This is a genomic window from Blastococcus sp. CT_GayMR20, assembly GCF_004570345.1.
This window is the reverse complement of record NZ_SPQM01000111.1, coordinates 1-16,198: the sequence shown is the minus strand read 5'-3', so window position 1 is coordinate 16,198 and position 16,198 is coordinate 1. Positions and strand designations below refer to the sequence as shown.

Below are 16,198 nucleotides of genomic sequence, written 5' to 3'. Positions count from 1 at the left end.
TTCCCCGACGACCGGGAGCACGCCGCGTACGACCCGGAGGCGGTGCACCGCTTCTGGCAGGCGCTGGTGCAGATGACGCGCGTCTTCACCGTGTTCCGCGACCGGTTCGTCGGCAAGGCCAGCCCGGTGCACCTGTTCTGGGGCGCTCTCGACCTCGCCACGACCCGGTTCTCCGGCCGCACCGCGCCCGACCACCCCGGCGGGGCGCCGAACTGCGGTCCGCACGTGATGCTCGAGGCCTACTCCCACGAGGTCAGCAGCTGCGGCTACTGGCCCGGCGGGCCGGGCGAGGAGGGCGTCTTCTACAGCTACGCCTATCCCGAGCCGGCCGGCTTCCGGCAGTACGCCGACCTGCCCGAGGGCGCCCGCTGGGACGACGAGCTCAGCGAGTTCGTGCTGCCCTACGAGCACGTGCGCACGGCTCCGGACCCCGACGCGCTGCTGCTGGACTTCCTGCAGCGCACGTACGAGGCCGCGGCGGACGGCGCGCAGTGGGACCGGGCCTCCCTGGAGCGGACGGACGGCGGTCGGTTTCCCCGTCGGTGAGTGCTACTCGGTCAAGGCCGCTGCGGGCAGCCAGTCGGCGTCGAGCAGCTCGGCGATCTCCCGCAGGGAGGACGTGTCCGCGCCGGCGGCCGAGCCGCTGACCGCGAGCCGCTCGACCATGACCCGCGCGACCTGCTCCTCGACGGTGTCCTCGGCGAAGGCGATCCGCCACGGCGAGGTCTGCCCGTCGCGGTGCGTACGACCGGTGACCTGACGGGCCTGGATGCCCGAGAACCGCGGCTGGTGGAACAGCCCGACCCGCGGAGGGGCCGATGCCGGGCGGCCGTCGGGGAGCGTCTCGCCGGCGTGCAGGCTGATCGAGGCGGTCACGGTGAACACGCAGACCATCGCCTCGCCGCGCTGGAACCGGAGCCGTTCGGCCTCCACATCGAACCGGTCGCGGCCGTAGATGCCCGCCACCGGGACGCCCGCGTCGAGCAGGGCCTCGCGGATCGGGTCGGCGGCGGTCTCCACGAACTCCACCGAGACGGCGACCTGCCGCTCGGCCTCGACCTGCGCCTTCACCCAGTCGACGGTCGCCTGCACGCGGATGAGGCCGGCCTTCTGGCGGAACCGCATCAGCGCGGCGCGGCCCTTCGCGCTCTGCCGAGCCTTGCGGGCCAGTTGCATCTCGGCGCGGAACTCCGACCACTCCGACTCGTAAGCGGCCCGCTCGGCCGGCGTCAGGGCGACCGGCGTGCCGGTGACCGACACCGGCCCCCAGGGCGCGGGGCGGTGCAGCGTGGCCGGCGGATCGGTGTCGGCCAGCCAGCCCTGCAGCCGGGCCAGATCGGCTCGCCGGGCGTCGGCGTCCTCGGTCCACTCCCAGCCGTAGCGGCCACGTTCCACGTGGAACCCGTGCGCGGAGAGCTTCTTCGGGAGGTCGGCCCAGTCCTTGTGCGGCTCGGCATGGCGGACGGCGAACTCGGAGGCGAGGTAGGGCAGCTCGAGGGGTGTGTGCGCCGGGGTCGCGGTCGCGGCCAGCACGTAGGGGGCGTCCTTGACCCGCGCGGCCCCGGACACCGCCTTCCAGTGCTTCCACCGCTGCGTCGTCGTGTGCCGGACCATGTGCGCCTCGTCGGCGACGACGACGTCGAACCGCAGCTTCGACACCTTCGCCAAGCGGTCCCAGGTCGTGACGCACCAGCGGATGCCCCCGTCGCCGAACCCGGCGATCGAGCGCGCCCAGTGCGGGATGGTGATGGCCGCCGGGCGGTCGGCGACGACCAGCACGGTGCGGACGTCGCGCTGCTCGGCGACCGCCTTCACCGCCAGGATCGCCGTGCCGGTCTTGCCGACGCCGGGGTCGTCGCCGAGCAGGAAGACCCGGCCGCCGGCGGCCGCGTGGGCGGCCACCACGTCGGCGCCGTCGCACTGCTGGTCGCGCGGGGTCATCGGCCGGGCCATCGGCAGGGGACGCGGCTTCTCGTTCAGCTCGTCCTCGAGGAACCGCTCGAAGCTGTACGGCGGCGGGTCGTAGGGCGCCAGCTCGGTCGGGAGCTCCTTCCCCACCCACACGTGGGCCTGCAGGCCCGGGTGCCACTGCGCGCCGGGCGCCGGTGCCCGGAAGGGGACGGCGAGGACCCACACGCGCTCCCCCGGCCCGGCGGCCGGGAGCTCGGGCGCGGGCTTCCTGGTGCGCTTCGGCGTCGTCGTCCGCCTCGTGCTGGTGGTGCTCGTCCGGCTGGTGGTGGTGCGCCGCCGTCGTCCCGGCATGGATCTCCCCCTCGTCCCGGAGCACGGTAAGCGGCGGCACCGACGGAACGTCTGATGGAATCGCCGGGTGACGGACGACGGCGGCAACGACGAGCGCCTCGCCGCACGCACGCTGGGGGACTCCGGCCCGGACGTCGTCTTCGTCCACGGGCTCTTCGGCCAGGGCAAGAACTGGACGACGATCGCCAAGGGGCTGGCCGACCGCCACCGCGTCACCCTGCTCGACCTGCCCAACCACGGGCACTCGCCGTGGACCGACCGCGTCGACTACCTCGACATGGCCGAGCTGGTCGCCACCGAGCTCGAGCACCTGGGCGCGCCGGTCACCCTCGTGGGCCACTCGATGGGCGGCAAGGTCGCGATGCAGCTGGCCCTGCGCCGACCGGAGCTGCTGCGCGCGCTGGTGGTCGTGGACGTCGCGCCGGTGACCTATCCGCCGCAGGGCGGCCGGACGGACGACCCGGACGAGGAGGCCTCCCCCTTCGCCGCCTTCATCGAGGCCATGCGCGGCATGGATCTCGCTGCCCTCACCAGCCGCGACGAGGCCGACCAGGCACTACGCACCGCCGTCCCCAGCCGGATGGTGCGCAGCTTCCTCCTGCAGAGCCTCGTCCGGGAGGAGCCAGGCACGGGCAGCGGCTGGCGCTGGCGGCTCAACCTCGAGCTGCTCGAACGGGATCTCGGTGAGCTGCGCGGCTTCCCCGAGCCCCCGCCCGGCGCGTCCTTCGACGGGCCGGTGCTGTGGATCGCCGGGGCGAACTCCACCTACGTCCTGCCGGAGGACCGGCCGCACATGGACGCACTGTTCCCCGCCACCCGGCTGGTGCGGATCAAGGACGCCGGCCACTGGGTGCACAGCGAGCAGCCGGAGACCTTCCTGACCACCCTGAGGTTGTTCCTGGAGCGGGTCGAGGGGACCTGAGGGTCAGTCGCGGGACCGGCGGCGGAACGCGGCGACCGCCAGCGGTGCGAAGAGTGCCGTCAGCACGAGCGACCAGGCGACCGAGACCGGTACCGCGTGCTGCAGCGGCCATGCGGCGTCCGCCGGCGCCGGTGGGGCGTTCCCCCAGAGTTCCCGGCACGCCTGGGTCACCGCGGAGACGGGGTTCCACTCGGCGATGGCGCGCAGCCACGCCGGCATGCTCTCCGTCGGGGCGAACGTGTTGGCGACGAAGGTGAGCGGGAACATCACCGTGAACATGAAGCCCTGCACGGCCTCGACGGTCCGCATGATGGAGCCGACCCAGATGCCCAGCCAGATCAGGGCGAACCCGAAGAGCAGCAGCAGCAGGAACCCCAGGACGCCGTCGACGACGCCGTTGCGGATCCGCCAGCCGATGAGCAGCCCCGTCAGCCCCATGACGGCGACGCCGATGCTGGAGTGGATCAGGCTGGAGATGCTGCGGCCCACCAGCACCGACGAGCGCGGGATCGGCAGCGACTTGAAGCGGTCGACGATCCCCTTCTGCAGGTCGCTGGTCAGGCCCATGGCCACGATCGCCGAGGAGAACACCATGGTCTGGACCATGATCCCGGGCAGCAGGAACTCCCGGTAGTTCGAGCCGGCGACGGCGATCGCCCCGCCGAACACGTAGGCGAACAGCAGCACGAACATGACCGACTGCACGGTGACGTCGAGCAGCATCTCCGGCATCCGCCGGATGTGCACGAGGTTGCGCCAGACGATGGTGGAGGACGCCCGCAGCAGCGACGGCGGCGAGATCGGCGGCCGGGTGACCGGTTGCACCGTGGTGGTCTGGATGGTCGTCACTGCGCGGCTCCCTCGGTCGTGCGGTCGGACCCCGCTGGGGCATCGGGGGACTCGTTCTCTGCGCGGTGCCCGGTGAGGTGCAGGAAGACGTCGTCGAGGCTGGGACGGGCGAGACCCAGGTCGTCCAGCTCGATGCCGCTGGTCTCGAAGACCGCGGCGATCCTCGTCATGTCGCCGAGCCCGCCGGCCTGCGCCGTCAGCCGGCGGCTGCCCCGCTCGATGTGCACCTCCGGGGAGAACGGGCGCATCAGCTCCGCCGCCTGCTCGAGGTCGGACCCGTGGGTCAGCGTCACGACGACACTGGCCCGCCCCGCCTGGTCCTTGAGCTGCGTCGGCGTCCCGGCGGCGATGACCCGGCCCTTGTCGACCACGACGATCTCGTCGGCCAGGTGGTCGGCCTCCTCCAGGTACTGCGTGGTCAGCACCAGCGTCGTCCCCTCGTCCACGAGCTCCCGGAGGACGGCCCAGAGACCGGACCGGCTCTGCGGGTCCAGTCCGGTGGTCGGCTCGTCGAGGAAGAGGATCGGGGGCGCGGCCAGGAGGCTCACCGCCAGGTCGAGGCGGCGGCGCATGCCGCCGGAGTAGGTCTTCGCCATCCGGTCGGCGGCGTCGGTGAGGTCGAACCGGTCGAACAGGCGCTCGGTCGCCTCCCGGACGTACTTCTTCGGCAGGCCGTACAGGGCACCGATCAGCTTGAGGTTCTCGCGCCCGGTCAGGATCTCGTCGACCGTGGCCGCCTGACCGGTGAGCCCCATGCTGCGGCGGACCTCGGTCGGCTGCCGGAGGATGTCGAACCCGGCGACGCGACCGGTGCCGCTCGTCGGCACGCTCAGCGTGGTGAGCATGCGGACGAGCGTCGTCTTTCCGGCGCCGTTCGGACCCAGCAGGCCGAGGACCGTGCCGCCGGGGACGACGAAGCTCACGCCGTCCACCGCCCGGGTGTCGCCGAAGTGCTTGACCAGGTCGACGGCCTCGACCGCCGGAGTCGCGCTCATGCGGGCATCGTCGTCCCCGGTACCGACAATTCGACGGTGGTCCCGCCACGCTTCGTCATGCGTGCAGCATGCGACCCCGGATGCAGGGGAGGGCAAGCGATTTCTGCGTCAGAATCGGTGCATGGACGACCCCCGGGTACCCGACGCGTGCACGCTGCCGACCGCGGAGCAGCCGGTCCGCATCGCCGAGTTCGGCGACCTGTTCGCCGCCGGCCTGCGCCGCGTCGACCGGGCGGGCCCCACCCACCTGGTGCTCGCGTTCGATCCTTCCCGCGTGGCGGCCGACACCGTGCGGGACCTCGCGGCGCGGGAGTCGCTGTGCTGCTCGTTCTTCACGTTCACGGTGACCGAGCCGCCCGGGGAGCTGGTCCTCGACGTCGTCGTCCCCCAGGCCCGCGTCCCGGTGCTGGACGGCCTCGCGGCCATGGCCCGTCGGGGCGCCTGAGCCCCGGTCGCGCGTGCGGTGTGCGGCGCGCCAAGATCAGCGCATGAGCGACCCTCGTGCCGGCCAGCCCGCGCAGCCCAGTGACCTGGTCGACGTCGCCGCGCTGGTCACCGCCTACTACACGACCGAGCCCGACCCCGCCGAACCCTCCCAGCAGGTCGCGTTCGGCACGTCCGGGCACCGCGGGTCGAGCTTCGACGCCGCCTTCAACGAGGCGCACATCCTGGCGACGACGCAGGCGATCTGCGAGTACCGGGCACAGCAGGGCGTCGACGGGCCACTGTTCATCGGCCGGGACACCCACGGCCTCTCCGAGCCCGCCTGGGCCACGGCGCTGGAGGTGCTCGCCGCCAACGACGTGACGGTGCTGGTGGACGCCGGCGACCGGTACACCCCCACCCCCGCCGTGAGCCACGCGATCCTGCGCACCAATCGCGGGAAGGCCGCCGGCCTGGCCGACGGCATCGTCGTCACGCCGTCGCACAACCCGCCCCGGGACGGCGGCTTCAAGTACAACCCGCCCAGCGGCGGCCCCGCCGACACCGACGCCACCGGCTGGATCGCCGGCCGGGCCAACGACCTGCTCCGCGCCGGGCTCAGCGGGGTCCGGCGGGTGCCCCTGGACCAGGCGCGGGCGGCGGCCGAGAGCTACGACTTCCTCGGCACGTACGTCGACGACCTGCCGAACGTCGTCGACGTCGACACCATCCGGAGCGCCGGCGTGCGGATCGGGGCCGATCCGCTTGGGGGTGCCAGCGTCGACTACTGGGGCGAGATCGCCGACCGGCACGGCCTCGACCTCACCGTCGTCAACCCGGCCGTCGACCCCACCTGGCGCTTCATGACGCTCGACTGGGACGGCAAGATCCGGATGGACTGCTCGTCGCCGGCCGCCATGGCCTCCCTGGTCGGCCGCAAGGACGAGTTCCAGATCGCCACCGGGAACGACGCGGACGCCGACCGCCACGGCATCGTCACTCCGGACGGCGGCCTCTTGAACCCCAATCACTTCCTCGCGGTGGCGATCGCCTACCTGCTGAGCCACCGGCCGCACTGGGGGAAGGACACCGCCGTCGGCAAGACGCTGGTCTCGAGCTCGCTCATCGACCGCGTGGTCGCCGACCTGGACCGCCGGCTGATCGAGGTGCCGGTCGGGTTCAAGTGGTTCGTACCGGGCCTGCTCGACGGCACGGTCGGCTTCGGTGGCGAGGAGTCCGCCGGCGCCTCCTTCCTGCGCCACGACGGCAGCGTCTGGACGACGGACAAGGACGGCATCCTGCTCGCACTGCTGGCCAGCGAGATCCAGGCCGTGACGGGCCGGTCGCCGTCCAGGCTGCACCGCCAGCTCACCGACCACTTCGGGGAGTCGGCGTACGCCCGGGTCGACGCCCCGGCCACCCGCGAGGAGAAGGCCGCGCTCGGCAAGCTCGCGCCCGAGTCGGTCACCGCGACCGAGCTGGCCGGCGAGCCGATCGTCGCGAAGCTGACGCGGGCGCCCGGTAACGACGCCTCCATCGGCGGGCTCAAGGTGACGACGGAGAACGCGTGGTTCGCGGCCCGCCCGTCCGGGACCGAGGACGTCTACAAGATCTACGCGGAGTCGTTCAAGGGCGCCGACCACCTCGCGCAGGTGCAGGAGGAGGCCCGGGCGGTCGTCGCGGGCGCCCTCGGCAGCTGAGAATCCCGGCATATCCGATGCACTGATGCATCGGATGCACGGCTGTATCGAATACAGTCCTGCATCGTGAGCAGGGACGAGCTGGACCGCCCCAAGCGACGGCGGACGGAGACCGTCGAGCGCCTGCTCGACGCCGCCTTCGAGACCTTCGCGGAGATCGGCTTCGCCGCCGCGAGCGTCGAGGACATCTGCCGGCGGGGCGGGTTCACCCGCGGCGCCTTCTACTCCAGCTTCACGACCAAGGACGAGCTCTTCGGGGCCCTGTTCGCCCGCGAGACGGCGCGCAACCTCGCCCTGGCCGAGGAGCGGCTGGCCGGCATCGAGTCGGAGGCGGACCCCGTCTCCGCGGCGGTGAAGCGCTGCCTGTCGACGTTCCGGGCCGACCGCACCTGGGTGCTCGTGCACACCGAGTACGCCCTCTATGCGACGCGGCACCCCGAGGCTGCCGCCGCGCTGCGGCGCCATGCCGAGGAGCTGCACCGCCGGCTGACCGCCCTGATCGAGACCGCCTCCGCCAGGGCCGGCATCCGGCTCACGCTCCCCGCGAACCGCCTCGCCCGCATCGTCCTGGCCCTCCACGACGGTGTCGTCATCCGCGAGGTGCTCGGCGGGGGAGCGGTGCCCTCCGCCGGCGACCGGGCCGCCTCCGACCTCGAGCGCACCGCGCTCCTCCTGCTCCTGCGCTCCGCGACCACGGCCCGCGACCCGGCCCGTGCCCCCTCCACCGACGACTGAGGTCCCTCTCCCATGGCAACGCTCCTCGCCCGGCTCGGCCGCGGCTCCTTCCGCCACCGCGGGCTCGTCTCGGTCGCCTGGCTGGCGGTCCTCGGTGCCGTCGTGGCGCTGCTCCTCACGCTCGGCGACGACCTGCTCGACCACCCCGGCGACCGCGGGGTCGAGGACCGTCTGCCCGTCGGGGGCGACGAACACGATCTGCGCGCCCACGCCGGCCGCACCTGGCGAGGCCGCGTCGAGCTGGTCGAGAGCGTCCTGCGACTCCGAGCCGGGGATGGAGAACTCGTCGTCGAAGGAGTTGCCGAGCGTGAGGAGCAGCGCCACGACGGCACCGAGGACCGCCAGCCAGGCGACCGAGACGAGCCCGCGGTGGCGGAAGGAGCCGCGGCCGAGCCGGGCGAGGAGCGTTGCCATGGGAGAGGGACCTCAGTCGTCGGTGGAGGGGGCACGGGCCGGGTCGCGGGCCGTGGTCGCGGAGCGCAGGAGCAGGAGGAGCGCGGTGCGCTCGAGGTCGGAGGCGGCCCGGTCGCCGGCGGAGGGCACCGCTCCCCCGCCGAGCACCTCGCGGATGACGACACCGTCGTGGAGGGCCAGGACGATGCGGGCGAGGCGGTTCGCGGGGAGCGTGAGCCGGATGCCGGCCCTGGCGGAGGCGGTCTCGATCAGGGCGGTCAGCCGGCGGTGCAGCTCCTCGGCATGGCGCCGCAGCGCGGCGGCAGCCTCGGGGTGCCGCGTCGCATAGAGGGCGTACTCGGTGTGCACGAGCACCCAGGTGCGGTCGGCCCGGAACGTCGACAGGCAGCGCTTCACCGCCGCGGAGACGGGGTCCGCCTCCGACTCGATGCCGGCCAGCCGCTCCTCGGCCAGGGCGAGGTTGCGCGCCGTCTCGCGGGCGAACAGGGCCCCGAAGAGCTCGTCCTTGGTCGTGAAGCTGGAGTAGAAGGCGCCGCGGGTGAACCCGCCCCGCCGGCAGATGTCCTCGACGCTCGCGGCGGCGAAGCCGATCTCCGCGAAGGTCTCGAAGGCGGCGTCGAGCAGGCGCTCGACGGTCTCCGTCCGCCGTCGCTTGGGGCGGTCCAGCTCGTCCCTGCTCACGATGCAGGACTGTATTCGATACAGCCGTGCATCCGATGCATCAGTGCATCGGATATGCCGGGATTCTCAGCTGCCGAGGGCGCCCGCGACGACCGCCCGGGCCTCCTCCTGCACCTGCGCGAGGTGGTCGGCGCCCTTGAACGACTCCGCGTAGATCTTGTAGACGTCCTCGGTCCCGGACGGGCGGGCCGCGAACCACGCGTTCTCCGTCGTCACCTTGAGCCCGCCGATGGAGGCGTCGTTACCGGGCGCCCGCGTCAGCTTCGCGACGATCGGCTCGCCGGCCAGCTCGGTCGCGGTGACCGACTCGGGCGCGAGCTTGCCGAGCGCGGCCTTCTCCTCGCGGGTGGCCGGGGCGTCGACCCGGGCGTACGCCGACTCCCCGAAGTGGTCGGTGAGCTGGCGGTGCAGCCTGGACGGCGACCGGCCCGTCACGGCCTGGATCTCGCTGGCCAGCAGTGCGAGCAGGATGCCGTCCTTGTCCGTCGTCCAGACGCTGCCGTCGTGGCGCAGGAAGGAGGCGCCGGCGGACTCCTCGCCACCGAAGCCGACCGTGCCGTCGAGCAGGCCCGGTACGAACCACTTGAACCCGACCGGCACCTCGATCAGCCGGCGGTCCAGGTCGGCGACCACGCGGTCGATGAGCGAGCTCGAGACCAGCGTCTTGCCGACGGCGGTGTCCTTCCCCCAGTGCGGCCGGTGGCTCAGCAGGTAGGCGATCGCCACCGCGAGGAAGTGATTGGGGTTCAAGAGGCCGCCGTCCGGAGTGACGATGCCGTGGCGGTCGGCGTCCGCGTCGTTCCCGGTGGCGATCTGGAACTCGTCCTTGCGGCCGACCAGGGAGGCCATGGCGGCCGGCGACGAGCAGTCCATCCGGATCTTGCCGTCCCAGTCGAGCGTCATGAAGCGCCAGGTGGGGTCGACGGCCGGGTTGACGACGGTGAGGTCGAGGCCGTGCCGGTCGGCGATCTCGCCCCAGTAGTCGACGCTGGCACCCCCAAGCGGATCGGCCCCGATCCGCACGCCGGCGCTCCGGATGGTGTCGACGTCGACGACGTTCGGCAGGTCGTCGACGTACGTGCCGAGGAAGTCGTAGCTCTCGGCCGCCGCCCGCGCCTGGTCCAGGGGCACCCGCCGGACCCCGCTGAGCCCGGCGCGGAGCAGGTCGTTGGCCCGGCCGGCGATCCAGCCGGTGGCGTCGGTGTCGGCGGGGCCGCCGCTGGGCGGGTTGTACTTGAAGCCGCCGTCCCGGGGCGGGTTGTGCGACGGCGTGACGACGATGCCGTCGGCCAGGCCGGCGGCCTTCCCGCGATTGGTGCGCAGGATCGCGTGGCTCACGGCGGGGGTGGGGGTGTACCGGTCGCCGGCGTCCACCAGCACCGTCACGTCGTTGGCGGCGAGCACCTCCAGCGCCGTGGCCCAGGCGGGCTCGGAGAGGCCGTGGGTGTCCCGGCCGATGAACAGTGGCCCGTCGACGCCCTGCTGTGCCCGGTACTCGCAGATCGCCTGCGTCGTCGCCAGGATGTGCGCCTCGTTGAAGGCGGCGTCGAAGCTCGACCCGCGGTGCCCGGACGTGCCGAACGCGACCTGCTGGGAGGGTTCGGCGGGGTCGGGCTCGGTCGTGTAGTAGGCGGTGACCAGCGCGGCGACGTCGACCAGGTCACTGGGCTGCGCGGGCTGGCCGGCACGAGGGTCGCTCATGCGCTGATCTTGGCGCGCCGCACACCGCACGCGCGACCGGGGCTCAGGCGCCCCGACGGGCCATGGCCGCGAGGCCGTCCAGCACCGGGACGCGGGCCTGGGGGACGACGACGTCGAGGACCAGCTCCCCGGGCGGCTCGGTCACCGTGAACGTGAAGAACGAGCAGCACAGCGACTCCCGCGCCGCGAGGTCCCGCACGGTGTCGGCCGCCACGCGGGAAGGATCGAACGCGAGCACCAGGTGGGTGGGGCCCGCCCGGTCGACGCGGCGCAGGCCGGCGGCGAACAGGTCGCCGAACTCGGCGATGCGGACCGGCTGCTCCGCGGTCGGCAGCGTGCACGCGTCGGGTACCCGGGGGTCGTCCATGCACCGATTCTGACGCAGAAATCGCTTGCCCTCCCCTGCATCCGGGGTCGCATGCTGCACGCATGACGAAGCGTGGCGGGACCACCGTCGAATTGTCGGTACCGGGGACGACGATGCCCGCATGAGCGCGACTCCGGCGGTCGAGGCCGTCGACCTGGTCAAGCACTTCGGCGACACCCGGGCGGTGGACGGCGTGAGCTTCGTCGTCCCCGGCGGCACGGTCCTCGGCCTGCTGGGTCCGAACGGCGCCGGAAAGACGACGCTCGTCCGCATGCTCACCACGCTGAGCGTGCCGACGAGCGGCACCGGTCGCGTCGCCGGGTTCGACATCCTCCGGCAGCCGACCGAGGTCCGCCGCAGCATGGGGCTCACCGGTCAGGCGGCCACGGTCGACGAGATCCTGACCGGGCGCGAGAACCTCAAGCTGATCGGTGCCCTGTACGGCCTGCCGAAGAAGTACGTCCGGGAGGCGACCGAGCGCCTGTTCGACCGGTTCGACCTCACCGACGCCGCCGACCGGATGGCGAAGACCTACTCCGGCGGCATGCGCCGCCGCCTCGACCTGGCGGTGAGCCTCCTGGCCGCGCCCCCGATCCTCTTCCTCGACGAGCCGACCACCGGACTGGACCCGCAGAGCCGGTCCGGTCTCTGGGCCGTCCTCCGGGAGCTCGTGGACGAGGGGACGACGCTGGTGCTGACCACGCAGTACCTGGAGGAGGCCGACCACCTGGCCGACGAGATCGTCGTGGTCGACAAGGGCCGGGTCATCGCCGCCGGGACGCCGACGCAGCTCAAGGACCAGGCGGGGCGGGCCAGTGTCGTCGTGACGCTGACCCACGGGTCCGACCTCGAGCAGGCGGCGGAGCTGATGCGCCCGTTCTCCCCGGAGGTGCACATCGAGCGGGGCAGCCGCCGGCTGACGGCGCAGGCCGGCGGGCTCGGCGACATGACGAGGATCGCCGCGGTCTTCGAGACCAGCGGCATCGAGCTGGACGACCTGGGTCTCGCCCGTCCCAGCCTCGACGACGTCTTCCTGCACCTCACCGGGCACCGCGCAGAGAACGAGTCCCCCGATGCCCCAGCGGGGTCCGACCGCACGACCGAGGGAGCCGCGCAGTGACGACCATCCAGACCACCACGGTGCAACCGGTCACCCGGCCGCCGATCTCGCCGCCGTCGCTGCTGCGGGCGTCCTCCACCATCGTCTGGCGCAACCTCGTGCACATCCGGCGGATGCCGGAGATGCTGCTCGACGTCACCGTGCAGTCGGTCATGTTCGTGCTGCTGTTCGCCTACGTGTTCGGCGGGGCGATCGCCGTCGCCGGCTCGAACTACCGGGAGTTCCTGCTGCCCGGGATCATGGTCCAGACCATGGTGTTCTCCTCGGCGATCGTGGCCATGGGCCTGACCAGCGACCTGCAGAAGGGGATCGTCGACCGCTTCAAGTCGCTGCCGATCCCGCGCTCGTCGGTGCTGGTGGGCCGCAGCATCTCCAGCCTGATCCACTCCAGCATCGGCGTCGCCGTCATGGGGCTGACGGGGCTGCTCATCGGCTGGCGGATCCGCAACGGCGTCGTCGACGGCGTCCTGGGGTTCCTGCTGCTGCTGCTCTTCGGGTTCGCCCTGATCTGGCTGGGCATCTGGGTCGGCTCCATCATGCGGACCGTCGAGGCCGTGCAGGGCTTCATGTTCACGGTGATGTTCCCGCTCACCTTCGTCGCCAACACGTTCGCCCCGACGGAGAGCATGCCGGCGTGGCTGCGCGCCATCGCCGAGTGGAACCCCGTCTCCGCGGTGACCCAGGCGTGCCGGGAACTCTGGGGGAACGCCCCACCGGCGCCGGCGGACGCCGCATGGCCGCTGCAGCACGCGGTACCGGTCTCGGTCGCCTGGTCGCTCGTGCTGACGGCACTCTTCGCACCGCTGGCGGTCGCCGCGTTCCGCCGCCGGTCCCGCGACTGACCCTCAGGTCCCCTCGACCCGCTCCAGGAACAACCTCAGGGTGGTCAGGAAGGTCTCCGGCTGCTCGCTGTGCACCCAGTGGCCGGCGTCCTTGATCCGCACCAGCCGGGTGGCGGGGAACAGTGCGTCCATGTGCGGCCGGTCCTCCGGCAGGACGTAGGTGGAGTTCGCCCCGGCGATCCACAGCACCGGCCCGTCGAAGGACGCGCCGGGCGGGGGCTCGGGGAAGCCGCGCAGCTCACCGAGATCCCGTTCGAGCAGCTCGAGGTTGAGCCGCCAGCGCCAGCCGCTGCCCGTGCCTGGCTCCTCCCGGACGAGGCTCTGCAGGAGGAAGCTGCGCACCATCCGGCTGGGGACGGCGGTGCGTAGTGCCTGGTCGGCCTCGTCGCGGCTGGTGAGGGCAGCGAGATCCATGCCGCGCATGGCCTCGATGAAGGCGGCGAAGGGGGAGGCCTCCTCGTCCGGGTCGTCCGTCCGGCCGCCCTGCGGCGGATAGGTCACCGGCGCGACGTCCACGACCACCAGCGCGCGCAGCAGCTCCGGTCGGCGCAGGGCCAGCTGCATCGCGACCTTGCCGCCCATCGAGTGGCCCACGAGGGTGACCGGCGCGCCCAGGTGCTCGAGCTCGGTGGCGACCAGCTCGGCCATGTCGAGGTAGTCGACGCGGTCGGTCCACGGCGAGTGCCCGTGGTTGGGCAGGTCGAGCAGGGTGACGCGGTGGCGGTCGGCCAGCCCCTTGGCGATCGTCGTCCAGTTCTTGCCCTGGCCGAAGAGCCCGTGGACGAAGACGACGTCCGGGCCGGAGTCCCCCAGCGTGCGTGCGGCGAGGCGCTCGTCGTTGCCGCCGTCGTCCGTCACCCGGCGATTCCATCAGACGTTCCGTCGGTGCCGCCGCTTACCGTGCTCCGGGACGAGGGGGAGATCCATGCCGGGACGACGGCGGCGCACCACCACCAGCCGGACGAGCACCACCAGCACGAGGCGGACGACGACGCCGAAGCGCACCAGGAAGCCCGCGCCCGAGCTCCCGGCCGCCGGGCCGGGGGAGCGCGTGTGGGTCCTCGCCGTCCCCTTCCGGGCACCGGCGCCCGGCGCGCAGTGGCACCCGGGCCTGCAGGCCCACGTGTGGGTGGGGAAGGAGCTCCCGACCGAGCTGGCGCCCTACGACCCGCCGCCGTACAGCTTCGAGCGGTTCCTCGAGGACGAGCTGAACGAGAAGCCGCGTCCCCTGCCGATGGCCCGGCCGATGACCCCGCGCGACCAGCAGTGCGACGGCGCCGACGTGGTGGCCGCCCACGCGGCCGCCGGCGGCCGGGTCTTCCTGCTCGGCGACGACCCCGGCGTCGGCAAGACCGGCACGGCGATCCTGGCGGTGAAGGCGGTCGCCGAGCAGCGCGACGTCCGCACCGTGCTGGTCGTCGCCGACCGCCCGGCGGCCATCACCATCCCGCACTGGGCGCGCTCGATCGCCGGGTTCGGCGACGGGGGCATCCGCTGGTGCGTCACGACCTGGGACCGCTTGGCGAAGGTGTCGAAGCTGCGGTTCGACGTCGTCGTCGCCGACGAGGCGCACATGGTCCGGCACACGACGACGCAGCGGTGGAAGCACTGGAAGGCGGTGTCCGGGGCCGCGCGGGTCAAGGACGCCCCCTACGTGCTGGCCGCGACCGCGACCCCGGCGCACACACCCCTCGAGCTGCCCTACCTCGCCTCCGAGTTCGCCGTCCGCCATGCCGAGCCGCACAAGGACTGGGCCGACCTCCCGAAGAAGCTCTCCGCGCACGGGTTCCACGTGGAACGTGGCCGCTACGGCTGGGAGTGGACCGAGGACGCCGACGCCCGGCGAGCCGATCTGGCCCGGCTGCAGGGCTGGCTGGCCGACACCGATCCGCCGGCCACGCTGCACCGCCCCGCGCCCTGGGGGCCGGTGTCGGTCACCGGCACGCCGGTCGCCCTGACGCCGGCCGAGCGGGCCGCTTACGAGTCGGAGTGGTCGGAGTTCCGCGCCGAGATGCAACTGGCCCGCAAGGCTCGGCAGAGCGCGAAGGGCCGCGCCGCGCTGATGCGGTTCCGCCAGAAGGCCGGCCTCATCCGCGTGCAGGCGACCGTCGACTGGGTGAAGGCGCAGGTCGAGGCCGAGCGGCAGGTCGCCGTCTCGGTGGAGTTCGTGGAGACCGCCGCCGACCCGATCCGCGAGGCCCTGCTCGACGCGGGCGTCCCGGTGGCGGGCATCTACGGCCGCGACCGGTTCGATGTGGAGGCCGAACGGCTCCGGTTCCAGCGCGGCGAGGCGATGGTCTGCGTGTTCACCGTGACCGCCTCGATCAGCCTGCACGCCGGCGAGACGCTCCCCGACGGCCGCCCGGCATCGGCCCCTCCGCGGGTCGGGCTGTTCCACCAGCCGCGGTTCTCGGGCATCCAGGCCCGTCAGGTCACCGGTCGTACGCACCGCGACGGGCAGACCTCGCCGTGGCGGATCGCCTTCGCCGAGGACACCGTCGAGGAGCAGGTCGCGCGGGTCATGGTCGAGCGGCTCGCGGTCAGCGGCTCGGCCGCCGGCGCGGACACGTCCTCCCTGCGGGAGATCGCCGAGCTGCTCGACGCCGACTGGCTGCCCGCAGCGGCCTTGACCGAGTAGCACTCACCGACGGGGAAACCGACCGCCGTCCGTCCGCTCCAGGGAGGCCCGGTCCCACTGCGCGCCGTCCGCCGCGGCCTCGTACGTGCGCTGCAGGAAGTCCAGCAGCAGCGCGTCGGGGTCCGGAGCCGTGCGCACGTGCTCGTAGGGCAGCACGAACTCGCTGAGCTCGTCGTCCCAGCGGGCGCCCTCGGGCAGGTCGGCGTACTGCCGGAAGCCGGCCGGCTCGGGATAGGCGTAGCTGTAGAAGACGCCCTCCTCGCCCGGCCCGCCGGGCCAGTAGCCGCAGCTGCTGACCTCGTGGGAGTAGGCCTCGAGCATCACGTGCGGACCGCAGTTCGGCGCCCCGCCGGGGTGGTCGGGCGCGGTGCGGCCGGAGAACCGGGTCGTGGCGAGGTCGAGAGCGCCCCAGAACAGGTGCACCGGGCTGGCCTTGCCGACGAACCGGTCGCGGAACACGGTGAAGACGCGCGTCATCTGCACCAGCGCCTGCCAGAAGCGGTGCACCGCCTCCGGGTCGTACGCGGCGTGCTCCCGGTCGTCGGGGAA

16 protein-coding genes are annotated in these 16,198 nt (G+C 72.8%); 8 read left to right on the top strand and 8 right to left on the bottom strand.

The annotated features are described in order from the left end of the window. On the top strand, positions 1-546 hold a 546-nt coding region (locus E4P40_RS20435), incomplete at its 5' end, for a DUF5996 family protein (protein WP_245160465.1). A 3-nt stretch (positions 547-549) separates the two neighbouring features. Here E4P40_RS20435 and E4P40_RS20430 read toward each other — a convergent pair. After that, on the bottom strand, positions 550-2,262 hold the full coding sequence (locus tag E4P40_RS20430) for a helicase (protein ID WP_135160323.1): 1,713 nt from the start codon (positions 2,260-2,262) through the stop codon (positions 550-552). 67 nt (positions 2,263-2,329) lie between these two features. Here E4P40_RS20430 and E4P40_RS20425 point away from each other — a divergent pair, with 67 nt between their 5' ends. Continuing rightward, complete coding sequence (locus E4P40_RS20425; RefSeq protein ID WP_135160324.1) at positions 2,330-3,184, top strand: alpha/beta fold hydrolase; 855 nt, start codon at positions 2,330-2,332, stop codon at positions 3,182-3,184. Between the two features lie 3 nt (positions 3,185-3,187). On the opposite strand, the gene E4P40_RS20420 is transcribed toward E4P40_RS20425, so the two are convergent. Together E4P40_RS20420 and E4P40_RS20415 are read right to left on the bottom strand one after the other, a co-directional pair. Beyond that, complete coding sequence (locus E4P40_RS20420) at positions 3,188-4,033, bottom strand: ABC transporter permease (protein ID WP_135160325.1); 846 nt, start codon at positions 4,031-4,033, stop codon at positions 3,188-3,190. Then, positions 4,030-5,028, bottom strand: a complete 999-nt coding sequence (locus E4P40_RS20415; protein WP_135160326.1) for an ATP-binding cassette domain-containing protein — start codon at positions 5,026-5,028, stop codon at positions 4,030-4,032. Before E4P40_RS20415 ends, E4P40_RS20420 begins: the two co-directional genes overlap by 4 nt. A gap of 121 nt (positions 5,029-5,149) precedes the next feature. Here E4P40_RS20415 and E4P40_RS20410 point away from each other — a divergent pair, with 121 nt between their 5' ends. From E4P40_RS20410 to E4P40_RS20400, 3 genes are all read left to right on the top strand, one after another. After that, positions 5,150-5,473, top strand: coding sequence for a hypothetical protein (locus tag E4P40_RS20410; RefSeq protein WP_135160327.1), 324 nt, complete (start codon positions 5,150-5,152; stop codon positions 5,471-5,473). A 43-nt stretch (positions 5,474-5,516) separates the two neighbouring features. Next, positions 5,517-7,151 (top strand): phosphoglucomutase (alpha-D-glucose-1,6-bisphosphate-dependent), encoded by a 1,635-nt coding sequence (gene pgm / locus E4P40_RS20405; RefSeq protein ID WP_135160328.1) that lies wholly within the window; start codon positions 5,517-5,519, stop codon positions 7,149-7,151. Positions 7,152-7,217: 66 nt separating this feature from the next. Continuing rightward, positions 7,218-7,886 (top strand): TetR/AcrR family transcriptional regulator, encoded by a 669-nt coding sequence (locus E4P40_RS20400; RefSeq protein WP_135160329.1) that lies wholly within the window; start codon positions 7,218-7,220, stop codon positions 7,884-7,886. 426 nt (positions 7,887-8,312) lie between these two features. Here the strand turns inward: E4P40_RS20400 and E4P40_RS20395 are convergent, their stop codons facing one another. The 3 genes from E4P40_RS20395 to E4P40_RS20385 form a co-directional block, all read right to left on the bottom strand. Then, complete coding sequence (locus E4P40_RS20395; RefSeq protein WP_135160329.1) at positions 8,313-8,981, bottom strand: TetR/AcrR family transcriptional regulator; 669 nt, start codon at positions 8,979-8,981, stop codon at positions 8,313-8,315. A 66-nt stretch (positions 8,982-9,047) separates the two neighbouring features. Then, positions 9,048-10,682 (bottom strand): phosphoglucomutase (alpha-D-glucose-1,6-bisphosphate-dependent), encoded by a 1,635-nt coding sequence (gene pgm / locus E4P40_RS20390; protein WP_135160328.1) that lies wholly within the window; start codon positions 10,680-10,682, stop codon positions 9,048-9,050. A 43-nt stretch (positions 10,683-10,725) separates the two neighbouring features. Next, positions 10,726-11,049 (bottom strand): hypothetical protein, encoded by a 324-nt coding sequence (locus E4P40_RS20385; RefSeq protein ID WP_135160327.1) that lies wholly within the window; start codon positions 11,047-11,049, stop codon positions 10,726-10,728. 121 nt (positions 11,050-11,170) lie between these two features. On the opposite strand from E4P40_RS20385, the gene E4P40_RS20380 reads away from it, so the two are divergent. Together E4P40_RS20380 and E4P40_RS20375 are read left to right on the top strand one after the other, a co-directional pair. After that, positions 11,171-12,169 (top strand): ATP-binding cassette domain-containing protein, encoded by a 999-nt coding sequence (locus E4P40_RS20380; RefSeq protein ID WP_135160326.1) that lies wholly within the window; start codon positions 11,171-11,173, stop codon positions 12,167-12,169. Further along, positions 12,166-13,011 (top strand): ABC transporter permease, encoded by an 846-nt coding sequence (locus E4P40_RS20375; RefSeq protein ID WP_135160325.1) that lies wholly within the window; start codon positions 12,166-12,168, stop codon positions 13,009-13,011. Before E4P40_RS20380 ends, E4P40_RS20375 begins: the two co-directional genes overlap by 4 nt. A gap of 3 nt (positions 13,012-13,014) precedes the next feature. Here the strand turns inward: E4P40_RS20375 and E4P40_RS20370 are convergent, their stop codons facing one another. Further along, positions 13,015-13,869 carry an alpha/beta fold hydrolase gene (locus tag E4P40_RS20370; RefSeq protein WP_135160324.1) on the bottom strand — a complete coding sequence of 285 codons (855 nt, stop codon included), beginning with the start codon at positions 13,867-13,869 and terminating at the stop codon, positions 13,015-13,017. Between the two features lie 67 nt (positions 13,870-13,936). Between E4P40_RS20370 and E4P40_RS20365 the strand changes: the two genes are divergently transcribed. After that, the gene (locus E4P40_RS20365; protein WP_135160323.1) at positions 13,937-15,649 is read left to right on the top strand and encodes a helicase; all 1,713 of its coding nucleotides are present in this window, start codon (positions 13,937-13,939) and stop codon (positions 15,647-15,649) included. A gap of 3 nt (positions 15,650-15,652) precedes the next feature. On the opposite strand, the gene E4P40_RS20360 is transcribed toward E4P40_RS20365, so the two are convergent. Then, positions 15,653-16,198: DUF5996 family protein (locus tag E4P40_RS20360; RefSeq protein ID WP_245160465.1), on the bottom strand; the 546-nt coding region annotated here is incomplete at its 5' end.

Coding starts and splice junctions, on each gene's coding strand:
- E4P40_RS20430 (WP_135160323.1), bottom strand. CDS start 2,262: ATGCCGGGACGACGGCGGCGCACCACCACCAGCCGGACGAGCACCACC.
- E4P40_RS20415 (WP_135160326.1), bottom strand. CDS start 5,028: ATGAGCGCGACTCCGGCGGTCGAGGCCGTCGACCTGGTCAAGCACTTC.
- E4P40_RS20410 (WP_135160327.1), top strand. CDS start 5,150: ATGGACGACCCCCGGGTACCCGACGCGTGCACGCTGCCGACCGCGGAG.
- pgm (WP_135160328.1), top strand. CDS start 5,517: ATGAGCGACCCTCGTGCCGGCCAGCCCGCGCAGCCCAGTGACCTGGTC.
- pgm (WP_135160328.1), bottom strand. CDS start 10,682: ATGAGCGACCCTCGTGCCGGCCAGCCCGCGCAGCCCAGTGACCTGGTC.
- E4P40_RS20385 (WP_135160327.1), bottom strand. CDS start 11,049: ATGGACGACCCCCGGGTACCCGACGCGTGCACGCTGCCGACCGCGGAG.
- E4P40_RS20380 (WP_135160326.1), top strand. CDS start 11,171: ATGAGCGCGACTCCGGCGGTCGAGGCCGTCGACCTGGTCAAGCACTTC.
- E4P40_RS20365 (WP_135160323.1), top strand. CDS start 13,937: ATGCCGGGACGACGGCGGCGCACCACCACCAGCCGGACGAGCACCACC.